Source organism: Mesorhizobium sp. B2-4-15 (assembly GCF_006658505.1).
GTDB lineage: Bacteria > Pseudomonadota > Alphaproteobacteria > Rhizobiales > Rhizobiaceae > Mesorhizobium.
This window is the reverse complement of record NZ_VFUZ01000013.1, coordinates 41,518-62,542: the sequence shown is the minus strand read 5'-3', so window position 1 is coordinate 62,542 and position 21,025 is coordinate 41,518. Positions and strand designations below refer to the sequence as shown.

General features: G+C 63.5%; 25 protein-coding genes and 1 other RNA gene. 15 read left to right on the top strand and 11 right to left on the bottom strand.

All coding sequences use genetic code 11. From position 1 onward, the window contains the following. Positions 1 to 66: 66 nt before the first annotated feature. The gene (locus FJ930_RS16915; RefSeq protein WP_141839239.1) at positions 67 to 504 is read right to left on the bottom strand and encodes a helix-turn-helix domain-containing protein; all 438 of its coding nucleotides are present in this window, start codon (positions 502 to 504) and stop codon (positions 67 to 69) included. A 156-nt stretch (positions 505 to 660) separates the two neighbouring features. Here FJ930_RS16915 and FJ930_RS16910 point away from each other — a divergent pair, with 156 nt between their 5' ends. Continuing rightward, entirely contained in the window at positions 661 to 2,463 is a 1,803-nt protein-coding gene (locus tag FJ930_RS16910) for a chloride channel protein (protein WP_141839237.1), read from the top strand. Between the two features lies 1 nt (position 2,464). Here the strand turns inward: FJ930_RS16910 and FJ930_RS16905 are convergent, their stop codons facing one another. The 4 genes from FJ930_RS16905 to FJ930_RS16890 all read right to left on the bottom strand — a co-directional run bounded on the left by FJ930_RS16905 (position 2,465) and on the right by FJ930_RS16890 (position 4,284). Further along, positions 2,465 to 2,689, bottom strand: coding sequence for a ribbon-helix-helix domain-containing protein (locus FJ930_RS16905; protein ID WP_140743243.1), 225 nt, complete (start codon positions 2,687 to 2,689; stop codon positions 2,465 to 2,467). Between the two features lie 10 nt (positions 2,690 to 2,699). Continuing rightward, entirely contained in the window at positions 2,700 to 2,894 is a 195-nt protein-coding gene (locus tag FJ930_RS16900) for a DUF4169 family protein (RefSeq protein WP_141839236.1), read from the bottom strand. A 17-nt stretch (positions 2,895 to 2,911) separates the two neighbouring features. After that, complete coding sequence (locus tag FJ930_RS16895; protein ID WP_141839234.1) at positions 2,912 to 3,448, bottom strand: SspB family protein; 537 nt, start codon at positions 3,446 to 3,448, stop codon at positions 2,912 to 2,914. Positions 3,449 to 3,594: 146 nt separating this feature from the next. Beyond that, the gene (locus tag FJ930_RS16890; RefSeq protein WP_141839233.1) at positions 3,595 to 4,284 is read right to left on the bottom strand and encodes a TetR/AcrR family transcriptional regulator; all 690 of its coding nucleotides are present in this window, start codon (positions 4,282 to 4,284) and stop codon (positions 3,595 to 3,597) included. Positions 4,285 to 4,470: 186 nt separating this feature from the next. Here FJ930_RS16890 and FJ930_RS16885 point away from each other — a divergent pair, with 186 nt between their 5' ends. Continuing rightward, positions 4,471 to 5,676, top strand: coding sequence for a multidrug effflux MFS transporter (locus tag FJ930_RS16885; protein ID WP_141839231.1), 1,206 nt, complete (start codon positions 4,471 to 4,473; stop codon positions 5,674 to 5,676). Positions 5,677 to 5,723: 47 nt separating this feature from the next. Here the strand turns inward: FJ930_RS16885 and FJ930_RS16880 are convergent, their stop codons facing one another. Both FJ930_RS16880 and ssrA read right to left on the bottom strand, forming a co-directional pair. Then, positions 5,724 to 6,278 (bottom strand): AAA family ATPase, encoded by a 555-nt coding sequence (locus FJ930_RS16880; protein ID WP_141839229.1) that lies wholly within the window; start codon positions 6,276 to 6,278, stop codon positions 5,724 to 5,726. 116 nt (positions 6,279 to 6,394) lie between these two features. Next, positions 6,395 to 6,755: a transfer-messenger RNA gene (gene ssrA / locus FJ930_RS16875) on the bottom strand. 167 nt (positions 6,756 to 6,922) lie between these two features. On the opposite strand from ssrA, the gene FJ930_RS16870 reads away from it, so the two are divergent. Beyond that, positions 6,923 to 7,234 (top strand): DUF2853 family protein, encoded by a 312-nt coding sequence (locus tag FJ930_RS16870; protein ID WP_141839227.1) that lies wholly within the window; start codon positions 6,923 to 6,925, stop codon positions 7,232 to 7,234. Between the two features lie 364 nt (positions 7,235 to 7,598). After that, positions 7,599 to 8,393, top strand: a complete 795-nt coding sequence (locus FJ930_RS16860) for a thymidylate synthase (RefSeq protein ID WP_141839376.1) — start codon at positions 7,599 to 7,601, stop codon at positions 8,391 to 8,393. 10 nt (positions 8,394 to 8,403) lie between these two features. Here the strand turns inward: FJ930_RS16860 and FJ930_RS16855 are convergent, their stop codons facing one another. Then, positions 8,404 to 8,613 (bottom strand): molybdopterin-binding protein, encoded by a 210-nt coding sequence (locus FJ930_RS16855; protein WP_141839224.1) that lies wholly within the window; start codon positions 8,611 to 8,613, stop codon positions 8,404 to 8,406. 172 nt (positions 8,614 to 8,785) lie between these two features. Here FJ930_RS16855 and modA point away from each other — a divergent pair, with 172 nt between their 5' ends. The 4 genes from modA (at position 8,786) to FJ930_RS16835 (ending at position 11,842) form a co-directional block, all read left to right on the top strand. Beyond that, positions 8,786 to 9,580: a molybdate ABC transporter substrate-binding protein gene (modA, locus tag FJ930_RS16850; RefSeq protein WP_141839222.1), complete on the top strand. Its 795-nt coding sequence runs from the start codon at positions 8,786 to 8,788 to the stop codon at positions 9,578 to 9,580. 27 nt (positions 9,581 to 9,607) lie between these two features. Further along, positions 9,608 to 10,312, top strand: coding sequence for a molybdate ABC transporter permease subunit (gene modB, locus FJ930_RS16845; protein ID WP_141839221.1), 705 nt, complete (start codon positions 9,608 to 9,610; stop codon positions 10,310 to 10,312). Beyond that, complete coding sequence (modC, locus tag FJ930_RS16840) at positions 10,309 to 11,421, top strand: molybdenum ABC transporter ATP-binding protein (protein WP_141839219.1); 1,113 nt, start codon at positions 10,309 to 10,311, stop codon at positions 11,419 to 11,421. Before modB ends, modC begins: the two co-directional genes overlap by 4 nt. Before the next feature lie 79 nt (positions 11,422 to 11,500). Next, positions 11,501 to 11,842 carry a winged helix-turn-helix domain-containing protein gene (locus FJ930_RS16835; protein ID WP_140731937.1) on the top strand — a complete coding sequence of 114 codons (342 nt, stop codon included), beginning with the start codon at positions 11,501 to 11,503 and terminating at the stop codon, positions 11,840 to 11,842. A 135-nt stretch (positions 11,843 to 11,977) separates the two neighbouring features. Here the strand turns inward: FJ930_RS16835 and cobF are convergent, their stop codons facing one another. After that, positions 11,978 to 12,739 carry a precorrin-6A synthase (deacetylating) gene (gene cobF / locus FJ930_RS16830; RefSeq protein ID WP_141839218.1) on the bottom strand — a complete coding sequence of 254 codons (762 nt, stop codon included), beginning with the start codon at positions 12,737 to 12,739 and terminating at the stop codon, positions 11,978 to 11,980. A 126-nt stretch (positions 12,740 to 12,865) separates the two neighbouring features. On the opposite strand from cobF, the gene FJ930_RS16825 reads away from it, so the two are divergent. The 6 genes from FJ930_RS16825 to FJ930_RS16800 all read left to right on the top strand — a co-directional run bounded on the left by FJ930_RS16825 (position 12,866) and on the right by FJ930_RS16800 (position 18,500). Further along, positions 12,866 to 13,885, top strand: a complete 1,020-nt coding sequence (locus FJ930_RS16825) for a DUF4424 domain-containing protein (protein ID WP_141839216.1) — start codon at positions 12,866 to 12,868, stop codon at positions 13,883 to 13,885. Beyond that, positions 13,885 to 14,403: a dihydrofolate reductase gene (locus FJ930_RS16820; RefSeq protein WP_141839214.1), complete on the top strand. Its 519-nt coding sequence runs from the start codon at positions 13,885 to 13,887 to the stop codon at positions 14,401 to 14,403. Before FJ930_RS16825 ends, FJ930_RS16820 begins: the two co-directional genes overlap by 1 nt. Before the next feature lie 165 nt (positions 14,404 to 14,568). Beyond that, positions 14,569 to 15,684 (top strand): FtsH protease activity modulator HflK, encoded by a 1,116-nt coding sequence (gene hflK, locus FJ930_RS16815; RefSeq protein WP_141839213.1) that lies wholly within the window; start codon positions 14,569 to 14,571, stop codon positions 15,682 to 15,684. After that, a complete protein-coding gene (locus FJ930_RS16810; protein ID WP_141839211.1) occupies positions 15,684 to 16,637 on the top strand; it encodes a protease modulator HflC in 954 nt (317 codons plus the stop codon). The genes hflK and FJ930_RS16810 overlap by 1 nt, the downstream gene beginning before the upstream one ends. A gap of 6 nt (positions 16,638 to 16,643) precedes the next feature. Beyond that, positions 16,644 to 16,832 carry a DUF2065 domain-containing protein gene (locus FJ930_RS16805; protein WP_140699635.1) on the top strand — a complete coding sequence of 63 codons (189 nt, stop codon included), beginning with the start codon at positions 16,644 to 16,646 and terminating at the stop codon, positions 16,830 to 16,832. 150 nt (positions 16,833 to 16,982) lie between these two features. After that, positions 16,983 to 18,500, top strand: coding sequence for a DegQ family serine endoprotease (locus FJ930_RS16800; RefSeq protein ID WP_140607892.1), 1,518 nt, complete (start codon positions 16,983 to 16,985; stop codon positions 18,498 to 18,500). A gap of 30 nt (positions 18,501 to 18,530) precedes the next feature. Here FJ930_RS16800 and FJ930_RS16795 read toward each other — a convergent pair whose 3' ends face one another. Further along, positions 18,531 to 19,103 (bottom strand): GNAT family N-acetyltransferase, encoded by a 573-nt coding sequence (locus FJ930_RS16795; RefSeq protein ID WP_141839209.1) that lies wholly within the window; start codon positions 19,101 to 19,103, stop codon positions 18,531 to 18,533. Further along, positions 19,100 to 19,987, bottom strand: a complete 888-nt coding sequence (gene serB, locus FJ930_RS16790) for a phosphoserine phosphatase SerB (protein WP_140743207.1) — start codon at positions 19,985 to 19,987, stop codon at positions 19,100 to 19,102. Before serB ends, FJ930_RS16795 begins: the two co-directional genes overlap by 4 nt. On the opposite strand from serB, the gene miaA reads away from it, so the two are divergent. Next, entirely contained in the window at positions 19,977 to 20,942 is a 966-nt protein-coding gene (gene miaA, locus FJ930_RS16785; RefSeq protein ID WP_140743442.1) for a tRNA (adenosine(37)-N6)-dimethylallyltransferase MiaA, read from the top strand. The two genes, serB and miaA, sit on opposite strands and share 11 nt — an antisense overlap. Positions 20,943 to 21,025 lie beyond the last annotated feature (83 nt).

The following is a 21,025-nucleotide window of genomic DNA, read 5'->3' as shown; positions in this document are numbered from 1 at the left end:
GCGGCGAAGCCAAGGGATTCGGGTGCCGGGAAATAATCAGTATCGTTCCACCTAAGACCCGAGACGTCACTCGCGGTCCCGATCGAGCAGGCGCCTCAGCATGGGTTCGATGCGCGAGAGCTCGTCGAGATGCGCCGCCGACAGCTCGGCCAGGCAATCGTCGGCGCGCTCCGTCAGCCGCAGCAGCACACGGCGATGGTCGTCCTTGTCCTGATCCCGCACGACCAGTCCCGCCTCGCTAAGACGGTTGACCAGTTCGACGGCGCTGTGGTGGCGGATGCGCAGGCGCTCCGCCAGGTCGCCGACCGTCACCGGTCCGCCGCCCGGATACCCCTTGATCGCCAGCAGTGCCTGATGCTGGCGCGGTGTCAGGCCGGCGTCTTCCGCCTGCAACTGGCTGAATTCGAGAAAGCGGCGGATCAGATAGCGAAACTCGGACAGCCGCTGGTAGTCGGCCTGTTTGATGGCGGGGCGAGGTTTTGCGGGCTGCGTCATGCCAGACATTTGTTCGCTTTCCGGCGAAAGCTCAAACGGATTTCCTGCGAAACCGGCTTGAATAATTATATCGTGTTACGATAGATAGCCAGCCGACAATCCGGCCGACCGTTTCGACCGTGCCGCATATCCCAGACACGGGCCGCCGCCAGGAAGCAAACCACGATGAAGACCCATCAACCCAACCCCGGTCATCTCAGGGATTTCACCACCGATGCACGGGTTCTGTTCATCGCGGCAATTGCCGTTGTGGTCGCCACGGCGGGGCTGTTTGCCGGCATCGTGCTGTTGAAGCTGATCCGGCTCGCCACCAACATAGCCTATTTCGGCCAGTTCTCGCTCGCCGAGCTGAAGCTGCACGACACGCCGCTTGGGCTTGCCGCCGTCATCGTCCCGGTCATCGGTGCGCTGATCATCGGCCTGATGGCGCGTTATGGCAGCGAGAAGATCCGCGGCCATGGCATTCCCGAGGCCATCGAGGCGATCCTGCTCGGACGTTCAAGGCTCGATGCCAAGGTGGCGATCCTGAAGCCGCTGTCGTCGGCGATCTCGATCGGCTCCGGCGGCCCGTTCGGTGCCGAGGGGCCGATCATCATGACCGGCGGCGCCATCGGTTCATTGATCGCGCAGATGCTGCCGGTCAGCGACAATGAGCGCAAGACGTTGCTGGTGGCCGGGGCGGCGGCGGGCATGACCACCGTGTTCGGCACGCCGATCGCCGCGATCATGCTCGCGGTGGAACTGCTTCTGTTCGAATGGACGCCTCGCAGCTTCATTCCCGTTGCGGTTGCCGCGATCATCGCCGAGGTCGAGCGCACTCTGCTGCATCTGCCTGGGCCGATCTTCCCGTTCCAGGGCGGCATGGCGGTCTCGTTCCTTGGCCTTGGCGGCTGGGTTCTGGTCGGCATCTGCGCCGGCCTGCTGTCGGGGCTTTTGACGCAGATGGTCTATGCCTGCGAGGACGGCTTCCAGAAACTGCCCATCCACTGGATGTGGTGGCCGATGCTCGGCGGCCTGGTGGTCGGCATCGGTGGCCTGATCGAGCCGCAGGCGCTCGGTGTCGGCTACGACAATATCGCCGACATGCTCGATGGCCGCACGCTCGCCACCGCGGCACTGCTCCTGCTCGTGGTCAAGGCCATCATCTGGTCGGTGGCGCTCGGTTCGGGAACATCCGGAGGCGTGCTCGCGCCGCTTCTGATCATGGGCGGGGCGATGGGAGCGGTGCTTGCCGGAATTCTGCCTCAAGCGGATCCGGGTTTCTGGGCGCTGCTGGCCATGGCCGCCACGATGGGCGGCACGATGCGCGCGCCGCTGACGGCGACGTTCTTCGCCGTCGAGTTGACCGGCAACACGCATGTGCTGGTGCCGCTGATCACGGCCTGTGCGGCGGCGCACGCCGTGACGGTGCTGCTGATGAAACGTTCGATCCTGACCGAGAAGATCGCCAGAAGAGGACATCATCTGGTTCGTGAATATCGAGTCGATCCCTTCGCGCTGACCAGGGTGCGCGAGGTGATGACCTCGCAGGTCGAGAGCGTGCCGGCGACCATGACGCTGCATGGCGCGGCGGCTTTCCTGACCGCACCGGAAACGCGGCATCCGAGCTTTCCTGTGGTCGATGAGAACAGGCAGGTGCTCGGTCTCATCGATCCGCCGGCAATTCTGCGCTGGCGCCGTGCCGGGAAGCACAGGACGACGACGCTCGGCGACTTGCTTGCCGGAAGCAAGGTGACGCTCGCCTACCCCGACGAATATCTGGAAGGCCTGTCGGACAAGCTGCTGATGGCCAACGTGTCCCATCTGCCCGTGGTCAACCCCGAAAGCCTGCAACTGGTCGGCTATGTCGGCTGGAAGGACCTGATGCGCGTACGGTCGAGGAAACAGGCCGAAGAGCACGACCGCTCGACCTTGCTCGGCTTCGGCACCCGCCGTGGGAAAAAGGCGGACGCGGCCGAGAGCGTCTAGTCTACGCGTTCATTCCGCGCTTGGCCCACTCCAGTACATGGAGCCTGAGCGCCGAGGACAGGTTGGTGTCGCGAGGCCGGGTCTCATCGACTTCGGCGACAAGCGCGGCGAGTGTCAGCTTTCTCTCCGCGGCAATGGCGACGAGATCGTCATAGAAGGGTTTTTCGAGGGAATAGCTGGTGCGGTGGCCGCGAATGGTCACCGAACGCTTTTCGACGACGCTCACGGCCAAAGGCTCATTGTTCGTCCTTGCCGGAGGGGTCGAGGCGATGGCCGGCGATAAATTTCTCGGCCTTGTCGGCAGTCAGCCGGTCGCGCTGCCTGTCCGCCTTGGACCGGCCGTGCAGCGCCCGGTTCTGTTCGGCGACGCGCGCCTTGTCTTCCCGCGTCTTCTGCTTGCGAGCCTGGCGGAGATTGACGATGTCGGCCATGGCGGCGGCCCGCGAGACTATTTCTTGCGGAAGGCGTCGAGCGAAACCACTTCGGCGCCCTTGGTGCCGGCGTCAGCCGCGGCGGGTTTCTTCTCCGGTTCGGCCGGGGCCTTCTTCTCGGCTTTCGGCTTCTTCTCCGTGACGATGGTCAGCGGTTCGGGGGCAGGCTGGGCCGGCTCCTCGTCGGCCTGCGCGTCGGTCTTGACGTCGAATTCGAGCTCGAAATTGACCGATGGGTCATAGAAGCCGCGCACGGCCGAGAACGGGATCTCGAGCTTCTCCGGCACGTCGGAAAACGACAGGCCGACCTCGAAGCCGGTGTCGGTCACCTTCAGGTCCCAGTACTGGAACTGGATGACGATGGTCATCTGCTCGGGATAGCGCTCGCGCAGGCGCGACGATACGCGCACGCCGGGCGCGCCGGTCAGGAAGGTGATGAAGAAGTGGTGATTGCCGGGGAGGCCGGTGCGCGCGACTTCGGCCAGGACCTTGCGCATGACGCCGCGCAACGCCTCCTGGGCCAGAATGTCGTAGCGGATGTGGTCGTCGGCCATGTGGTGGTCGGGTTCCGTTGAATCGTCCGTATAGCTGTAATCAAGCTTGAGCGCGGCGTAAACCGCATATAGACCGCGGCCGCGTCGAAGCGAGGACTATTGGCAACGATTTGATCGGCGAAGCCGGCTTGCATCAATCGCAAATGTTATGCGTTAGCCAGCGCGCTTTGCTTTTTGACGCTGCTTGAGGAAGGGCGCTTGCCGAAAGCACGCAGGAAAGTGCGCACGCCATTTGTCGCCGATTGCACCACCTCGTCCTCGCGCGGCGTGCCGCCGAGCATGAAGGTGGTCTGCAGTTCGGCATTGACCAGGCCGAGGAACTGGCGCGCCGCGACGTCGGGGTCGTCGATCGTCAAATAGCCGCCATAGGCGAGACGAGCGAAGCGTGCGGCGATGGCCGGCCATGTCCTGCCCGGACCCTGTTCGCGCCACTCGGCAAACAGTTCGGGATAGCGCTCGCCTTCGGTCTGGATCAGCTTGCGCAGGAATTTTCCGTCGCGATTGCAGATGCAGTTCTGGTTCAAACGGACCGCAAAGCCGATCAGGTCCGCTTCGAGATCTCCGGGCTGGTCGGGAAAGGTGGCGATGGTGGCGAAGATGCCCGCGTTGCAGCGCTCGGTGAGGTCGCGCACCACGGCCATGAAGAGCTTTTCCTTGTCGCCATGGTGGTTGTAGACGGTCTGGCGCGACACGCCTGCCTCGGCGGCGATCAGGTCGATATTGGCGCCGGCGAAGCCTTCCCGGCAAAACACGCCGGCCGCGGCTTCGACGATCGACAGCCGCTTGGCCTCGTGGCCGCGTGGCGGGAAGGTGTCAGGAGAAACGCCCAATCTCATAAAAATGTATATAGAGATGATTGACGATTTGGACAAGCCTGTCTAAATTTATGGGCATAAGATGAAAGAGATTCGTCCCGAAGCGAATATTTCCGTGCTTGGGGGAGTCGGAATCTCACGGGATGGAACGTCCTAGGGTTACGCGCTGCTTCGGTGCGGCAACCAGATTCGAAAGAAACCAATATCATGAGTCCCAAATTCCTCCGCATCGCGGTCGTGCTCGGCCTGTTGTCCGCCATCGGCCCGTTCGCCATCGACATGTATCTTCCCGCCCTGCCGTCGATCGGCGCGGATCTGCATGCCGGCACCGCCGCCGTGCAGATGAGCCTGCTGATCTTCTTCCTGTCGATGGGGTTTGGCCAGATCGTCGTGGGGCCGATCTCCGACATGGTCGGCCGCAAGCTGCCGCTCTATGGCGGCCTGGCGCTGTTCATGGTCGGTGGCATCGGTTCGGCACTGGCGCCGACCATCGAGTGGCTGATCGCCTTCCGCTTCCTGCAGGGCCTTGGGGCCAGCGCCGGCATGGCCGTGCCGCGCGCCATCGTGCGCGACCTGCACACCGGTAACGAGGCCGCCAAGCTGATGTCGTTGCTGATGCTGGTGTTTTCGGTGTCGCCGATCCTGGCGCCGCTGACCGGCAGCCAGATCATCGAGAATTTCGGCTGGCGCGCCGTCTTCTGGACGGTGACCGGCGCGGCAGCCCTTGCCACTATTTTGCTCGCGACCTCGCTCAAGGAGACGCGGCCGGCGGAAGAACGCGTTGGCTCCTCCTTTGGCACCGCCCTTGCCGGCTACCGCTTCCTCATGGGCGACCGCAACTTCCTTGGCCTGGTGGCGATCGCAGGCTTCGGCATTGCGAGCTTCTTCGTCTATCTGTCGAGCTCATCCTTCATCCTGATCGACCATTACGGGCTGTCGCCTTCGGTCTACAGCGTGTTCTTCTCGATCAACGCGGTGGCCTTCATCGGCATGTCGCAGCTGACGGGACTGCTGGCCGAGCGCTTCGGGCTGCGGCGCGTGGTGCGCGTCGCGGTGACCGGCTATGCGACCACGATGGTGGTGCTGCTGGCGGTGATGGCGACGGGTGTCGACCGGCTCGACGTGATGGCGGCCCTGTTGTTCGTCGGCTACGGCTTCCTCGGCCTGGTCATCCCCACCACTTCGGTGCTGGCCATGGAAGAGCATGGGGAGATCGCCGGCACGGCTTCGGCGCTGATGGGCACGCTGCACTTCGCCATAGGCGCGCTGGCAATGGGCGTTGCCGGCGTGTTCTTCGACGGCACGCCGCTGCCGATGGTCGCCGGCATCACGCTCTGCGCGGTGATCTCGTTCACGCTGGCCAAAGTCACGCTCGGCCGCTCGCGCGAAGCTGTCGAGGCGCCAGCGGAATAAGCAGCCGCAAAAACGCACGAAAAAGGCCGGGTTCGTCCCGGCCTTTTTCATGCCCGCAGAGTGGCCTCCTCAAGGATGAAGCGAACACGATTCTCTACTGGCACAAGCGGCAGAGGCACCAGTTCGTAGCCGAGTTTGGCATAGACGCCAGCCACCGAGTCATGGGTGCGTCTGGCTTCGTCCAGCGTCTGTTTGCGCTCTTCATCCTGTGCGAAGATTTCCGGCCAGGGCGGCGCGACGAAGACACGGCGCGCATAGCGGAATTTCTCCGCCGCATTGACGAGATGATCCGGTACCCGCAGGCCGCAGAGCCTGAGGTAGCCGAGCGTGTCCGGCACGCCGCGATCGAAGAAGACCGGACCGGCCTTGGCGTGCGCGGCATGCCAGGAACGCAGTTCCCATGACAGCATCAGTTCGGCAAAGAGTGCGCGGTCCCGCCAGGGCAGGGCGGGACCGCCGATCGTCATCTGGTCGCGAATGATGCCGCGCCCGGCCTCCGGCGCCGTCGCAAACCCGGCCTGTTTCAGCGCCTCGATCAAAGTGGTCTTGCCGGAGCCCGGGCCGCCGGTCAGCACGAAGAATCGATCGGAATCGTTCTGCATCTTTTTGTCCATTGAGAAGGTACGCGACGCGGCGGCTTCGCGGCCAACGGGGTCGAGCGAAGTCTGGACAGCAAGAGCCTTGCCGTCGTGCGTGGCGCATATTGAGGGAGGGGAGAAGTGGAGGTTTCTGTTGCCAGGTACCTCCGAACCCCGCCTAGAAGTGCGAACCCCTAGGGCTTGATTTGAAGCTATCGCACTGCATTAAGCAGCGAGACGTGCTTCCGCATAGTTGTCGTTGGCAACTATAAGTTTAGCCCGATGACGGTGGTACAATGCCGGGCAAAAGTACGATCTTTACACCTTCGTCGATCCTATTTCGCCCCCAGCAAAAACCGCTCTGTCGTCAACAGCGGCTTTTGGTGGAGGCGCCGGGTACCGCCCCCGGGTCCGAACGGCTTATTTCATCGCCTGTTTATCGCCATAGTCGGTCAAGCCGACAAAACGAATATAGGGGGCGTTTCGCTGAAATGAAAGGCCGCAATGCGGCTTTGTCCCTGTGTCAAATCGCGACGGCAAGGGTTGACTTGGGCACGGTCTCAACCGAAGCTTTGCGGGCGGTGAGGAGTTAACCGACCTAGCGCACAAGTTGCGAAGCGCCACAGCCCTCATCGATCGGATCCGTGGCGCCGACGAGGGGAATTTTGATGGCCGACTATCTTGCGGATGTGAAGAAATACGACGCGGGCGCCAGCGCCGACGCCGTCGAAAAGATCGTCAAACATCTGGGTATTGCGCTGAGGAACCGCGACTCTTCGCTGGTGTCCTGCACCGACCCGAAGGAGCTTGAGCGCGTCAAGGAGAGCTGGGTGGCCAAGAAGCTCGGCGTCAGCGATGGGGCGAAAGCCGATGCCGCGATCGAGAGAACCTGCAAGGCAATGCATGCGGACCACAGCAAGGGCCGGGTGACCTTCTATTATCTGGTGGCCAAGGAACTGGGCAAGCTCGGCTCGCTCTGACGGTCGCTGGTCGGTTACGAAGGGTTGGCGTGGCTGAGCGATTGCTTCAGGTTTGAATTTGCAGTTCTCCGGGCGACGGCGCCGCCCCTCACCTGCCTGCCGGCATCCTCTCCCCGTATAGAGACGGGGAGAGGGAGGCTGCGATTGCCGAATTCGCCAGTTGTCAGCGTTACAAAGAGCGCGCGGCGCTGTAACTAGCCCCTTTCTCCCCGTCACTTTACGGGGAGAAATGCCCGGCAGGGCAATGAGGGGCGGCGCAAACGCTTGGGAAGAGTGGTGGTGCCAGCAACGCTGACATCGTTTTGAGTGTTCGGCCGTCCGTATGGCGGCTATAGTGCATACCCTTCGAATCGAGCCGGAACCAATGCGCCAGTATCTCGACCTCCTGCAGCATGTGCTGGAAAACGGTGCCGATCGCGGCGACCGCACCGGTATCGGCACGCGCTCCGTCTTCGGCTACCAGATGCGTTTCGACCTCTCTCGCGGTTTTCCCGTCACCACCACGAAGAAGCTGCACCTGAAGTCGATCATCCATGAACTCCTCTGGTTCCTGGCCGGCGACACCAACATCAAATACCTGACTGACCACGGCGTGACGATCTGGGACGAATGGGCCGACGAGAATGGCGACCTCGGCCCGGTCTACGGCAAGCAGTGGCGCTCCTGGCCGGATGGCAATGGCGGTTCGATCGACCAGATCGCCAATCTTCTGAAGGAGATACGCCGCAATCCTCAATCGCGGCGGCTGATCGTTTCGGCCTGGAACCCGGCCGAGGTGGAGGCGATGGCGCTGCCGCCCTGCCACTGCCTGTTCCAGTTCTATGTGTCCGAGGGCCGGCTTTCCTGCCAGCTCTACCAGCGTTCGGCCGATATCTTCCTCGGCGTGCCGTTCAACATCGCGTCCTATGCGCTGCTGACCATGATGGTGGCGCAGGTGACCGGGCTGAAGCCGGGCGATTTCGTCCATACGCTCGGCGACGCGCATCTCTATTCCAACCATTTCGAACAGGCGCGCGAACAGCTGCGGCGAACGCCGAGGGCGCTGCCGACGATGTGGATCAACCCGGAGGTGAAGGACCTGTTCGCCTTCCGCTTCGAGGATTTCCGCCTGGAAAACTACGTCGCCGATGCGTCGATCAAGGCGCCGATCGCGGTGTGAGCCACCAGGCTCAGTCGATCCCAACCATCACGTCCGAAGCCTTGATGACGGCGTAAGCTGGCTTGCCCTCCTGGAGCTTGAGGTCGGCCACAGCCTCGTTGGTGATCGAGGCCGTCACGATGGCGTCCCCGCCAATGTCGATCCTGACATGCGAGGTGGTGGCTCCCTTGACGATCTCGATGATCGTTCCCTTGAGGGTGTTGCGGGCACTGATCTTCATTCGGTTAACTCCGTGCTTTTCGCTGTATCCAAACCGGCCCCATGGTAGGTCGGCCCGACGCCCCCGTGCAATGCCGCCGCCGGGTGAAGAGTCTTCCCTTGTTATGTTCAAGCGGATATATCGGTTCGACAGGCCAAGAGCCGATCGGATTTCAAACCAGGGAGAGTTTTCAATGACGCGCAAAGGTTTCGGGTTGAAGGCGATCGCCATTGGCGGGTTTACAGTGGCGTTGATGGCCGCCATGCCGGCAGCACACGCGGAAGGCAAGGTCGTGGTGTTTGCAGCGGCCAGTCTCAAGGATGCACTCGACGCGGTGAACAAGGCCTGCGAAGCCGATGTCGGCGAGGCCGCGACGATCTCCTACGCCGCGAGTTCGGCGCTGGCCAAGCAGATCGAGGGCGGGGCGCCTGCCGATGTGTTCATCTCGGCCGATCTCGACTGGATGAAGTATCTCTCCGACAAGAAGCTGACAAGGCCCAGCACCGAAGTGAAGCTGCTCGGCAACGAGATCGTGCTGGTGGCGCCGAAGGATTCGAAGGTCGAAGCCAAGATCGAGAAGGGGTTCGACCTGGCCAAGCTGGTTGGCGACGGCAAGCTCGCCATGGGTGATTTCAAGGCGGTGCCCGCCGGCAAGTACGGCAAGGCCGCGCTGGAATCGCTCGGCGTCTGGTCGTCGGTCGAGGGCAAGGTGGCGCAAGCCGAGAATGTCCGCGCCGCCCTGAAGCTGGTTTCGACAGGCGAGGCCGCGCTCGGCATCGTCTACGCCACTGACGCGCATGCCGAAAGGGGCGTCAAGGTTGTCGGCACCTTCCCGGAGAATTCGCATCCGCCGATCATCTATCCGGTTGCCCAGACCGCCGACTCGAAGGACAAGGATACGCCGGCCTTCCTGAAGTGCCTGCAGTCGGCCAAGGCCGGCGCGCTCTTCAAGGAGCAGGGCTTCACGGTGCTGACGCCGAGCAACTGAGTTTCGAAAAGGACCTGATGCCTCGACATGAACTGGCTGCTGGACCTCACTCCCGACGAATGGAATGCGGTGCGGCTGTCCATCAAGGTGGCGACCGTGGCAATGCTCGCCAGCCTGCCGCCCGGCATAGCGATCGCGCTGCTGCTTGCCCGAGGCCAATTCTGGGGCAAGACGCTGCTCAATGGCGTGGTTCACCTGCCGCTGATCCTGCCGCCCGTGGTGACCGGCTATCTCTTGCTTTTGACTTTCGGCAAGCGCGGCCCGGCCGGAGCCTTCCTGGCCGAATATTTCGGCCTCGTCTTTTCGTTCCGCTGGACAGGTGCGGCACTCGCCTGCGGCGTCATGGGTTTTCCCTTGATGGTGCGCGCAATCCGGCTGTCGATCGAGGCGGTGGACCGCAAGATGGAAGCGGCGGCGGGAACGCTCGGCGCCAATCCATTGTGGGTGTTCGGCACCATCACGCTGCCGCTGATCCTGCCCGGGCTGATCGCCGGCTCCATCCTCGCCTTCGCCAAGGCGATGGGCGAGTTCGGTGCGACCATCACTTTCGTCTCCAACATCCCCAACGAAACGCAGACGCTGCCGTCGGCGATCTACACCTTCACGCAGGTGCCGGGCGGCGATGAAGGCGCGCTGCGGCTGACGCTGATCTCGATCGTCATTTCGATGGCGGCACTGGTCGCCTCGGAAGTGCTGGCGCGGCGGGTCGGCCGACGAATGGATGTCGAATGAGCGTCCTCGTCGACATCGGCCACCGGCTCGGCGATTTCGCCATCGACGTCCGCTTCGAGAGCGCCGGGCGGCTGACGGCGCTGTTCGGGGCGTCGGGTTCGGGCAAGACGACGCTGATAAACATGATCGCCGGGCTGATCCGGCCCGACAAAGGGCGCATCGAGGTCGAGGGCCGCGTGCTCGTCGACACCGATGCCGGCATTTTCGTGCCGAAGCACAAACGCCGTATCGGCATGGTGTTTCAGGACGCGCGCCTGTTTCCGCATATGAGCGTGATGAGCAATCTGCGCTACGGCCGCTGGTTCACACCGGCAAAGGAGCGCTACGCCGACATGGAGGCCGTTGTCGAATTGCTCGGCATCGGCCCGCTGCTCGGGCGGCGCCCGGCAAAGCTTTCGGGCGGCGAAAAACAACGTGTGGCGATCGGGCGGGCGCTGCTGGCCAGCCCCGGATTGCTGCTGATGGACGAGCCGCTGGCTTCGCTCGACGAGGCGCGCAAGGCCGAGATCCTGCCCTATATCGAGCGGCTGCGCGACGAGACGAAGATCCCGATCGTCTATGTCAGCCATTCGGTCGCCGAAGTGGCGCGGCTGGCCAGCGATGTGGTGATGCTGGCGCAAGGCAAGGTCGTCGCCAGCGGTCCGACCGAGGCCGTCATGCAAAGGCTCGACCTGTTGCCGGTGGAAGAGCGCGGCGAGGGCGGTGCGGTTCTGGATACCAAAGTGCTGCGTCACGACGAGGCTTTCGGCATGACCGTGCTCGGCTCGGCCGCCGGCGAGATCCGCGTGCCGCGTCTTGCAATGAAGCCCGGAGCGCCTGTGCGTATCCGCATTCGTGCCCGCGATGTGATGATCGCGACGGAGAAACCAACGGGCCTGAGCGCGCTCAACATCCTGCCCGGCGTGATCGTCGCGATCAATCCGGGCGAGGGGCCGACAGTCGAGATCGGCATCGATTGCCATGGCGCAACCGTACTGGCCCGGATCACCGAACAGTCGCGGCAGGCGCTGAGGCTGCGGCTTGGCGGCAAGATTTTCGCGGTGGTCAAGACAGTGAGTTTCGACCGCGCCAACACCAGCGCCGGCTTGCCGGTCGAAGCGGATGGCTGACCGCCGGTTGCGATCGCTATATCATTTCGGAATAGCGCTATGGATCGAGAGAGGCTAGTGTGAGGGCGGAGGACAGCACATGCCGTCGCTGAGCTTGCGGATAAATCTCGATCCGGACGGGCGAATCGGTCCGGGCAAGATCGAACTGCTGGAGCACATTGCCACCTTCGGCTCGATCTCAGCCGCCGCACGCGGCATGGAGATGTCCTACAAGCATGCCTGGGATCTGGTCGAGGATATGAACCGGGTGTTCGGCAAGCCGCTGGTTTCGGCGCAGACCGGAGGCCGCAAGGGTGGTGGCGCGCAATTGACGACTGTCGGCCTTGCGGTGGTCAGCCGCTTTCGTGCCATCGAGCGGGCGGCGTCCGCCGCGGCAGCGACGCATATGGATGCGTTGCAAGCGGAGATTGATGCGGGGTAGCGCAATAAGGGAGTAGGCAGTAGGCAGTAGGCAGTAGGGTGGCAGCACCGTTCTCGACCGTCGGAGCTTTTTGTTCGAACAGATGACTTACTTTACTTCGGGAATATCATTGCCTACTGCCTACTGCCTACTGCCTCATTCCGGCTTGCGCAGAAGATAGGTGTCCATGATCCAGCCCTTCTTTCGGCGGGCGCCCTCGCGGACTTTTTCGATCTCGGCGCCGACATCGCCGAGACGGCCGGAGATGATGATCTCGTCCGGCGTGCCGAGATAGGCGCCCCACTGGATGAAGACATCCTTGTCGGCAAGCGTGTTGAAGGCGCATTTGCCGTCGAGCATGACCACCGCCGAGCCGGCATTTTCCGGCAAGCCTTCCTCGGTCAGCCGCCGGCCGGTGGTGATCAGGATGGAATCTCCGATGCGGTTCAGTGCTGTTTTGTGGCTGGCTGCAAGCGCCTGGATGGCTGTGATGCCAGGGATGACCTCCAGTTCGAAGGCGACGTTGCCTCGCACGCTCACCCGCTCGAGGATGCGTAGCGCGCTGTCATAGAGCGAGGGATCGCCCCAGATCAAGAACGCGCCGCAGCCGTCGTCGCCGAGTTCGTCGCCGATCAGGCCTTCATAGATGGCGGCGATGGCTTCGTGCCAGTCGTCGACGGTCGAGCGGTAGGAGGATGTCGGTTCGGCGCGCACCGGCACGTCGAACTCGACCCGGCGTGACTTGGGGTTGGTGACGAAGCGGTCGCATATCTCGCGCCGCAGCTCGGCCAGGTCGTTCTTGTCAGCCCCTTTGTCGGGGATGAACAGCACGTCGGCTCGGTTCAGACCTGATATGGCCTGCACGGTCAGGTGGTCGGGATTGCCGGCGCCGATGCCGATGACGAGAAGTTTGCGCATGGAGCGAACTCCTGCCCGATCGGAACCTGATAGTCCAGACCGGCGTGCCTCGGATGCGGAAGGGCTTTGAAACGCCAGGTCGAAACAGCTAGGGTCATCCCAGGCATTCCAGCCGAGGGGGCTTCGATGTTGCGATATGTTCTGGCAGTAGCGTTGGCGTTTTCAATCGCGCCTGCCTTTGCCAACGACTCGATTGCCGAACTCGGCACCGGCGGCCTGATCCTGTCACGCAGCGACGCCGTGGCGATGCAAAGCGAGGACCTCTTCATCTCGCCGGAAAAGGTGACGGTCGACTACGTCTTCCACAACAACACCGACAAGGACGTTGAAGCGATCGTCGCCTTCCCGATGCCCGACATCTCGGGCGATCCGGAGGAGATGCCGGCGATCCCCGAAAACCAGAGCGACAATTTCCTCGGCTTCGAGGTGACGATCGACGGTGCCCCGGCAACACCGCAGCTCGAACAGAAGGTGTTTGCGCTCGGTATCGACATCAGTGCCGACCTCAAGGCGCAGAATGTGCCGTTCAATCCGTTCGGCGACGCGGCCAAGGCGGCACTGGCGAAGCTGCCGCGGGCGGTTGCCCAAGACTGGGAGAGCCGCGGCATCATCATCGAGGATCCGGAGGCGGACAGCGGCCCGGGCGCTACCCCAGCCTATACACCCTTCTGGCAATTGCGCTCGACCTATTGGTGGCGCTCGACCTTTCCGGCGAACAAGGACGTTCATGTCTCGCACCGCTACAGGCCCAGCGTCGGCGGTACGTCTTCGGTCAGTTTCTTTTACGACGGCAAGTTCCAGGGGCAGTACGCGGCCTACAAGACCCGCTACTGCATGGACGATACGTTCGAGAATGCGGTGCGAAAGGCCGCCAAGGACAATGCGGACGGTTATCCCCGGTATTACGAGCGCCGTATCGCCTATATCCTGACCACCGGCGGCAACTGGGCGGCCGGCAGTATCGGCAAGTTCAAGCTGACAGTCGACAAGGGCAATCCGAAAGCGCTGGTTTCGTTCTGTGGCGACAACGTCAAAAAGATCGGGCCGACGACCTTCGAGATGACGGCGGACGATTTTTATCCCGAGCACGATATCGATATCCTGCTGCTCGAACCGTCGGACAGCAATGGCGGGGATGCGAACTGATGCACATCGCGATCTACGTTGCCATCGCGGAGAATGGCGTGATCGGCCGGGACGGTGGATTGCCCTGGCGGCTCTCCACCGATCTCAAGCGTTTCAAGGCAGACACGATGGGCAAGCCCATCATCATGGGCCGCAAGACCTATGAGGGCATAGGCAGGCCATTGCCGGGCCGGCTGAACATCGTCGTCAGCCGCGACAAGGCCTGGCGCGCCGAGGGCGTCGAGGTGGCGCATACGCTGGAAGCCGCGATTCAGCTGGCAACGGTGCGCGGACGCTGCATGGCTGGCGTGGACGAGGTCTGCGTTGTCGGCGGCGGCGAGATCTATGCCCAGGCGCTGCCGCTGGCCGACCGGCTGCACGTCACCCATGTGCTGGCCGCCGTCGACGGCGATGCGCATTTCCCGCCGATCGATCCGAAATCCTGGCGCGTGGTAAGGACGCAGGATGTTCCGGCCGGCGAAAAGGACAGCCATGCAACACGCTATACGGTTTACGAGCGCCGCCGCGACATACTTTGAAAGACAAAAACGGTATTGAAGGACGACAAAGGGTCGCTACCGGCCCAAAACGGATGAAGTCGCGGCGCATCGCGTTGAAAGCGTGCGGTGGCGTCCCTATAGAAGAACAACTGGATTTGCGCCGCAACGCCGGCGCTTGAGGGAATTCCAAGCGAAAGGACATTCATGCCCTGGAACGACAAGAGTGGCGGAGGCGGCGGCCCTTGGGGGGGCGGCGGCAACAATCAGGGACCCTGGGGGCAGGGGCCAAAGGGACCGAGCGGCCCGCAGGGCTCGCCTCCCGATCTTGAAGACATCATCCGCCGCGGCCAGGACCGGCTGCGGCGCGCGCTGCCTGGCGGCGGTGGCGCCAGTCCGGCCGTGTTCGGGCTGATCGCCGCGGTGTTGGTCGTTCTGTGGGCATTCCAGGCTGTCTATACCGTGCAGCCCGACGAGGTCGCGGTCGAACTGCGCTTTGGCAAGCCGAAGGCCCAACTGTCGCAGCCCGGCCTGCATTTCCATTGGTGGCCGCTTGAAACCGTCGAGACGGCCAAGATTTCCGAGCAGCTCGTCGATATCGGCGGCGGCAACACCAGCGGCAACGGCTTGATGCTGTCGGGCGACCAGAACATCGTCAACGTACAGTTTTCGGTGGCCTATCAGGTCTCCGATCCCCGGGCCTATCTGTTCGACGTCTCCGATCCGGACGGCATGCTGCGGCAGGTCGCCGAAAGTGCCATGCGCGAAGCCGTCGGCCGCAGGCCGGCGCAGGATATCTTCCGCGACGACCGCCAGGGCATAGCGGCCTCGGTGCGCGAGATCATCCAGACGACGCTGGACGGCTACAAGGCCGGCCTGCAGGTCAACGCCATCTCGATCGAGGACGCGGCACCGCCGCGCGAAGTGGCTGATGCCTTCGACGAGGTGCAGCGCGCCGAACAGGACGAGGACAAGTTCGTCGAGCAGGCCAACCAGTATTCCAACCAGAAGCTCGGTCAGGCGCGCGGCGAGGCCGCACAGATCCGCGAAGACGCGGCCGCCTACAAGAACAGGGTCGTGCAGGAAGCCGAAGGTGAGGCGCAGCGCTTCATCTCCGTCTACGACGAATACGCCAAGGCGCCCGATGTGACGCGCAAGCGCCTCTATCTCGAAACCATGGAGAGGGTTCTGAAGGACTCCGGCAAGGTGATCGTCGAGCAGGGCAACGGGCAAGGGGTCGTTCCCTATCTGCCGCTGCCGGCATTGCAGCAGAAGGCGCCTGCACCAGCCACGCCTGGCGCGAACACGGGAGGTACCCGGTGATGGGCAACCGTCTTCCCGTCTTCGTCGTCATCGCGGCGGTTATCCTGTTCCTGATCTATTCGTCGGTTTTCGTGGTCAATGCGCGCCAGCAGGCGCTGGTGCTGCGCTTCGGCGAAATCGTCGACGTCAAGACCGAACCTGGCATCTACTTCAAGGCGCCGTTCTCGTTCTTCGACGCCGACACGGTGCAACTGATCGAGAACCGGGTGCTGCGTTTCGACCTCGACAACATCCGCGTCCAGGTTTCGGGCGGCAAGTTCTACGAGGTCGATGCCTTCATCGCCTACCGCATTTCGGATCCGCGCGTGTTCCGTGCCGCGGTGTCCGGCCAGATCGAACTGGCCGAAGCGCGGCTCAGGACCCGTCTCGACGCCGCCTTGCGCCGCGTCTACGGTCTGCGCGACTTCGAGGCCGCACTCTCCGAAGAGCGCGCGGTGATGATGCGCGAAGTGCGCGATCAGCTCCGGCCCGACGCCACCTCGCTCGGCCTGCAGATCGAGGATGTCCGCATCCGCCGCACCGACCTCACGGCCGAGGTTTCGCAACAGACCTACGATCGCATGAAGGCCGAACGTCTGGCCGAGGCCGAAAGACTCAGGGCACGCGGCAACGAGGCGGCGCAGCGTATCCGCGCCCGCGCCGACCGCGAGGTCGTCGAGATCGTCGCCGAAGCGCAGAAGGAGTCCGAGATCCTGCGCGGTGAAGGCGAGGCCCAACGCAGCGCCACCTTCGCGGACGCCTACAAGCGTGATCCGGCCTTCTTCGATTTCTACCGGTCGATGAACGCCTACGGCACGGCGCTGGACAATACCGGGACGACCATGGTGCTGTCGCCGAGTTCGGAGTTCTTCCGCTACTTCCGCGATCCCGATGGCAAGGAAGGGCCGGCGAAACCAGCGTCGGCGCCTGCCGCGCCTGCCGCGCCGACGACACAACCCAGCACCAGCCAGTAACGGCCGGTGCAGGATTTCTTCGCGGCGATAGGCCTGGTCCTCGTCATAGAGGGCCTGGTCTATGGCGGCTTTCCCGGCTTCGCGAGGAAGCTCGCGGGCGAGGTGCTGTCGATGCCGGAGAATGCGTTGCGGATCGCCGGGCTGGCCGCGGTCGCCATCGGTGTCGGCGTCGTCTGGCTGGTGCGAGGTGGATGAGGCGGCCGGTTTTTCGTCTCGGGCATAACGGAGGATTTATCCTCCGCGGATAGTCCTAGCCGCAAACGTGCCTTATTTTTTGCCAACATGGCGCGACACGGTGTTTTCGCCGTTGCGCTTTCTTTCTCAGAAATACCGGGAGGCCTCTCGATGACATCCACACTGCTTCTGCGCACGGTACGGCGGACGTTCATCGCTGGCACGGCGGCGCTTCTTGTCGGCACCGTCGCCATCCCGTCCTTCGTGACGCCGACATTCGCCAATGACGGGCCTGCTTCGGTGGCCGACCTCGCGGCAGGCCTGCTCGGCGCGGTGGTCAACATCTCGACCTCGCAGACGGTGAAGGGCACGGAAGGTCCCGGTGCCGTGCCGATGCCGCAGCTTCCCGAAGGCTCGCCGTTCCAGGACTTCTTCGACGATTTCTTCAAGAATCGCGGCGGCGGCAAGGACAATAGCGCGCAGAAGGTGCAGTCGCTGGGCTCGGGGTTCGTCATCGACGCCGAACAAGGCATCGTCGTCACCAACAACCACGTGATCGCCGATGCCGACGACATCGAGGTCAATTTCTCCGATGGGGTGACGCTGAAGGCGACGCTGGTCGGCACCGATACCAAGACCGATGTCGCCGTGCTGAAGGTCGATCCGAAAGGCCACAAGCTGACCGCGGTGAAGTTCGGCGATTCCACCAAGATGCGCGTCGGCGACTGGGTGATGGCGGTCGGCAATCCGTTCGGCCTTGGCGGCACGGTCACGGTCGGCATCGTCTCGGCGCGCAACCGCGACATCAACTCCGGTCCCTATGACGACTTCATCCAGACTGACGCCGCGATCAATCGGGGCAATTCGGGCGGACCGCTGTTCAACAGCGCCGGTGAGGTCATCGGCATCAACACGGCGATCATTTCGCCGTCCGGCGGCTCGATCGGCATCGGTTTTTCCATCCCCTCGCAGCTCGCCTCGGGTGTTGTCGACCAGTTGCGCCAGTATGGCGAGACGCGGCGCGGCTGGCTCGGCGTGCGCATCCAGCCGGTGACTGACGATATCGCCGAAAGCCTCGGCATGACCACGGCCAAGGGCGCGTTGGTCGCCGGCGTCATCAAGGGCGGTCCCGTCGACAACGGCACCATCCAGGCCGGTGACGTCATCATCAAGTTCGATGGCAAGGACATACATGAAATGCGCGACCTGCCGCGCGTGGTCGCCGAAAGCCCCGTCGGCAAGGCCGTCGACGTGCTGATCGTGCGCAAGGGTGTCGAGCAGACCGTGAAGGTGACGCTCGGCCGGCTTGAGGATGGTGAGAAGCTCGCAAGCGGTGAGCCGGGCAATACCAATCAGGACAAGGGCGGCGACAAGGCTCCGGCGGTCTCGACCGCCTCGGTGCTTGGCATGACCGTCGGCGAGCTCAACGACGAGACGCGCAAGAAGTTCAGCATCGCCGCCGATGTCTCCGGCGTCGTCATCACCGACGTGGCAAAGGACTCGGCCGCCGCCGAGCGAGGCATCCAGCCGGGCGAGGTGATCACCGAGATCGCGCAGGAATCGGTCGCCACGCCCAAGGATGTCATGGATCGGATCGGCGCGCTGAAGGAGCAGGGGCGCAAGAACGCGCTGCTGATGCTGGCGTCGAAGACCGGTGAACTGCGCTTTGTGACGATCCGGATGGATTGAGCTTTCAATCAAGCGACTTCCAGAAGGCGGCTAACCGGCCGCCTTTTTTCGCGCCCGCCACGCGGCGCGCGAGAGCCGGTAGATCACATGGCGCTTGAGCGCGGGATGGCTGTCGGGAATGCCGGGATGATCGAAATCGGCCGACGGGTCGGTCGTCATGCCGAGGCGTTTCATGACGGCGGTCGAGCGGTGGTTTTCCGCAACGGCGAAGGACACGATCTCGCCGAGGCCGAGCGTCTCGAATCCATAGGCGAGCCACGCCTCGGCGGCCTCGGTGACATAGCCCTTGCCCCAGAATTCGGGCGCCAGCCGCCAGCCGATCTCGATTGTGCCGGCCGGCAGCACGTCCAGATCCTCGGTTCCTGATAGTCCGACAAAGCCGATGCACTGGCCGGTGGCGGCAATCTCGGCCGCGGCGAAGCCATAGCCATCCGCATCGACCCAGGCGCGGACCTGGTCCATCTTGGCGTCCGCCGCGGCGCGGTCGCGGCGGAACGGGAAGAACTCCATGACGCGGTCATCGGAGTTGATGCGATGGAAGAGCTCACGGTCGCGCTCTTCCCAATTGCGCAGGATGAGGCGCTCGGTGCGCATAGGTTTCATTGCACAAACTCTTCCTGACGATAGCCTTGGACATAGAGCAAGGCCGTCAGGTCGCCATGGTCGATGCGGACCTTGGCCTGCGCCGCCACGACCGGCTTGGCATGAAGCGCCACACCGGTGCCGGCGAGGCGGATCATGTCGAGATCGTTGGCGCCGTCGCCAACGGCAATGGCTTCGGCCGGCGTCAATCCCAGGCGCGCCGAAATGTCGATCAGCGCCTCGGCCTTGGCGGCGCGGCCGAGGATCGGCTCGCCAACCAGCCCGGTGAAGCGTCCGTCCTGTTCGAGCAGACGGTTGGCGCGGTTTTCCTGAAAGCCGAGCATATCAGCGATGCGCGTGGTGAAGACCTCGAAGCCACCCGAGATGAGCGCTGTCCAGGCGCCGTTGGCGCGCATGGTCTGGACCAGCGCCCGGCCGCCCGAGGCCAATGTGATGCGGTTGGCGACGATGCGGTCGACGACGGCGGCATCGAGGCCCCTGAGCAGCGCCACGCGTTCGCGCAGCGCCGGCTCGAAGGCGATCTCACCGTTCATCGACCGCGCGGTGATCGACGCGACGTGCTCCTTGACGCCGATCTCGTCGGCCAGTTCGTCGATGCATTCCTGGTCGATCATGGTCGAATCCATGTCGGCGAGGAGGATTTTCTTGCGACGCGTTTCGGCCTGCTGGACGATCACATCGACCGGTTCGGCGGCCAGTACGGTGCGCAGCGCAGCGGTGATATCGGCGGCGTCGGCCGCTTGCGGCAAAGCGAGATCGCAGGCAATCCCTTCTGCCAGCCAGATAACAGTGCTTGCGCCCACCGAGCGCGAGGCCATATTCGCAAGCGACGGCGACAGAGCGCGGTCTGCGGGACGGGAAACAAGCGTGGCAATGAGCGGCATCGAGAATTCCGGCGCGGATGCGGGCGAGGGCCGCGTGAAGAACGCGATCCTGATAGCCGGGCCGACCGCCAGCGGCAAGTCGGCGCTGGCGCTCGACCTGGCCGAGCGCACAGGCGGCGTCATCGTCAACACCGATTCCATGCAAGGCTATTCTGTTCTCGACGTGTTGACCGCGAGGCCGGAGGCGGCCGAGCTTGCACGCGTGCCGCATTTTCTCTACGGGCACGTCCATCCCGGCAGCGCCTATTCCACCGGCGCCTGGCTGCGCGACGTGATGAAACTCATCGACGAGGGAACGCTCTCGCGGAGGCCAATCTTCGTCGGCGGCACCGGCCTTTATTTTCGCGCGCTGGCCGAAGGCATTTCCGAAATGCCCGATATTCCGCAGCGGATCCGCGACCGTTGGCGCCATGAGCTGAAGGAGCAAGGCGCGGTCAAGCTGCACGCCTTGTTGCTGCGCGAGGATTCGAGAGCCGCAATGCAGCTGAAGCCAACCGACAGCCAGCGCATCGTGCGGGCGCTGGAGGTGCTCGACGCCTCCGGCCGATCGATCCTGGACTGGCAGGCCGCGCGCGGTCGCCCGCTCATCGACAGGCAGACGGCCCGTTTCCTGGTCATCGAGTCGGACCGGGCGGCGCTGGTTGATCGCATCGAAAGGCGCTTCGACCAGATGCTGGAAAAGGGTGCGCTGGAAGAGGTCAGGCAATTGGCGGCCCTTCGCCTCGATCCGGATCTGCCGGCGATGAAGGCGATCGGCGTTCGCGAACTGCAGGCCGCGATGGCCGGACAATCCAGCTTTCCCGAGGCGATCGAACGCGCCAAGATCGCAACACGGCAATATGCCAAGCGGCAGGCGACCTGGTTTCGACATCAGCTGGGGCCGGAATGGCAAAGACTGTGCCCGGGTGACGATCTCGAAACCAAGATTTCAACGCTGGTTGCTAATGCAACTTAAAAAGTCGACATCGAGGGAAGGGTTCTCGCCGAAGTTGTTGGAATTAACGCTCCGTAAGTCGGTCCGTGCCATAAGGTCGATGG

Bases quoted from the DNA above. Each gene is read 5' to 3' on its own strand.
- serB (WP_140743207.1), bottom strand. From the start codon at position 19,987: ATGCCGCTCATTGCCACGCTTGTTTCCCGTCCCGCAGACCGCGCTCTG.
- FJ930_RS16870 (WP_141839227.1), top strand. From the start codon at position 6,923: ATGGCCGACTATCTTGCGGATGTGAAGAAATACGACGCGGGCGCCAGC.
- FJ930_RS16835 (WP_140731937.1), top strand. From the start codon at position 11,501: ATGCCGTCGCTGAGCTTGCGGATAAATCTCGATCCGGACGGGCGAATC.
- modA (WP_141839222.1), top strand. From the start codon at position 8,786: ATGACGCGCAAAGGTTTCGGGTTGAAGGCGATCGCCATTGGCGGGTTT.
- FJ930_RS16885 (WP_141839231.1), top strand. From the start codon at position 4,471: ATGAGTCCCAAATTCCTCCGCATCGCGGTCGTGCTCGGCCTGTTGTCC.
- miaA (WP_140743442.1), top strand. From the start codon at position 19,977: ATGAGCGGCATCGAGAATTCCGGCGCGGATGCGGGCGAGGGCCGCGTG.
- FJ930_RS16880 (WP_141839229.1), bottom strand. From the start codon at position 6,278: ATGCAGAACGATTCCGATCGATTCTTCGTGCTGACCGGCGGCCCGGGC.
- FJ930_RS16855 (WP_141839224.1), bottom strand. From the start codon at position 8,613: ATGAAGATCAGTGCCCGCAACACCCTCAAGGGAACGATCATCGAGATC.
- FJ930_RS16810 (WP_141839211.1), top strand. From the start codon at position 15,684: ATGGGCAACCGTCTTCCCGTCTTCGTCGTCATCGCGGCGGTTATCCTG.
- FJ930_RS16890 (WP_141839233.1), bottom strand. From the start codon at position 4,284: ATGAGATTGGGCGTTTCTCCTGACACCTTCCCGCCACGCGGCCACGAG.
- FJ930_RS16800 (WP_140607892.1), top strand. From the start codon at position 16,983: ATGACATCCACACTGCTTCTGCGCACGGTACGGCGGACGTTCATCGCT.
- cobF (WP_141839218.1), bottom strand. From the start codon at position 12,739: ATGCGCAAACTTCTCGTCATCGGCATCGGCGCCGGCAATCCCGACCAC.
- FJ930_RS16860 (WP_141839376.1), top strand. From the start codon at position 7,599: ATGCGCCAGTATCTCGACCTCCTGCAGCATGTGCTGGAAAACGGTGCC.
- modC (WP_141839219.1), top strand. From the start codon at position 10,309: ATGAGCGTCCTCGTCGACATCGGCCACCGGCTCGGCGATTTCGCCATC.
- hflK (WP_141839213.1), top strand. From the start codon at position 14,569: ATGCCCTGGAACGACAAGAGTGGCGGAGGCGGCGGCCCTTGGGGGGGC.
- FJ930_RS16795 (WP_141839209.1), bottom strand. From the start codon at position 19,103: ATGAAACCTATGCGCACCGAGCGCCTCATCCTGCGCAATTGGGAAGAG.
- FJ930_RS16825 (WP_141839216.1), top strand. From the start codon at position 12,866: ATGTTGCGATATGTTCTGGCAGTAGCGTTGGCGTTTTCAATCGCGCCT.
- modB (WP_141839221.1), top strand. From the start codon at position 9,608: ATGAACTGGCTGCTGGACCTCACTCCCGACGAATGGAATGCGGTGCGG.
- FJ930_RS16915 (WP_141839239.1), bottom strand. From the start codon at position 504: ATGTCTGGCATGACGCAGCCCGCAAAACCTCGCCCCGCCATCAAACAG.
- FJ930_RS16820 (WP_141839214.1), top strand. From the start codon at position 13,885: ATGCACATCGCGATCTACGTTGCCATCGCGGAGAATGGCGTGATCGGC.
- FJ930_RS16900 (WP_141839236.1), bottom strand. From the start codon at position 2,894: ATGGCCGACATCGTCAATCTCCGCCAGGCTCGCAAGCAGAAGACGCGG.
- FJ930_RS16895 (WP_141839234.1), bottom strand. From the start codon at position 3,448: ATGGCCGACGACCACATCCGCTACGACATTCTGGCCCAGGAGGCGTTG.
- FJ930_RS16910 (WP_141839237.1), top strand. From the start codon at position 661: ATGAAGACCCATCAACCCAACCCCGGTCATCTCAGGGATTTCACCACC.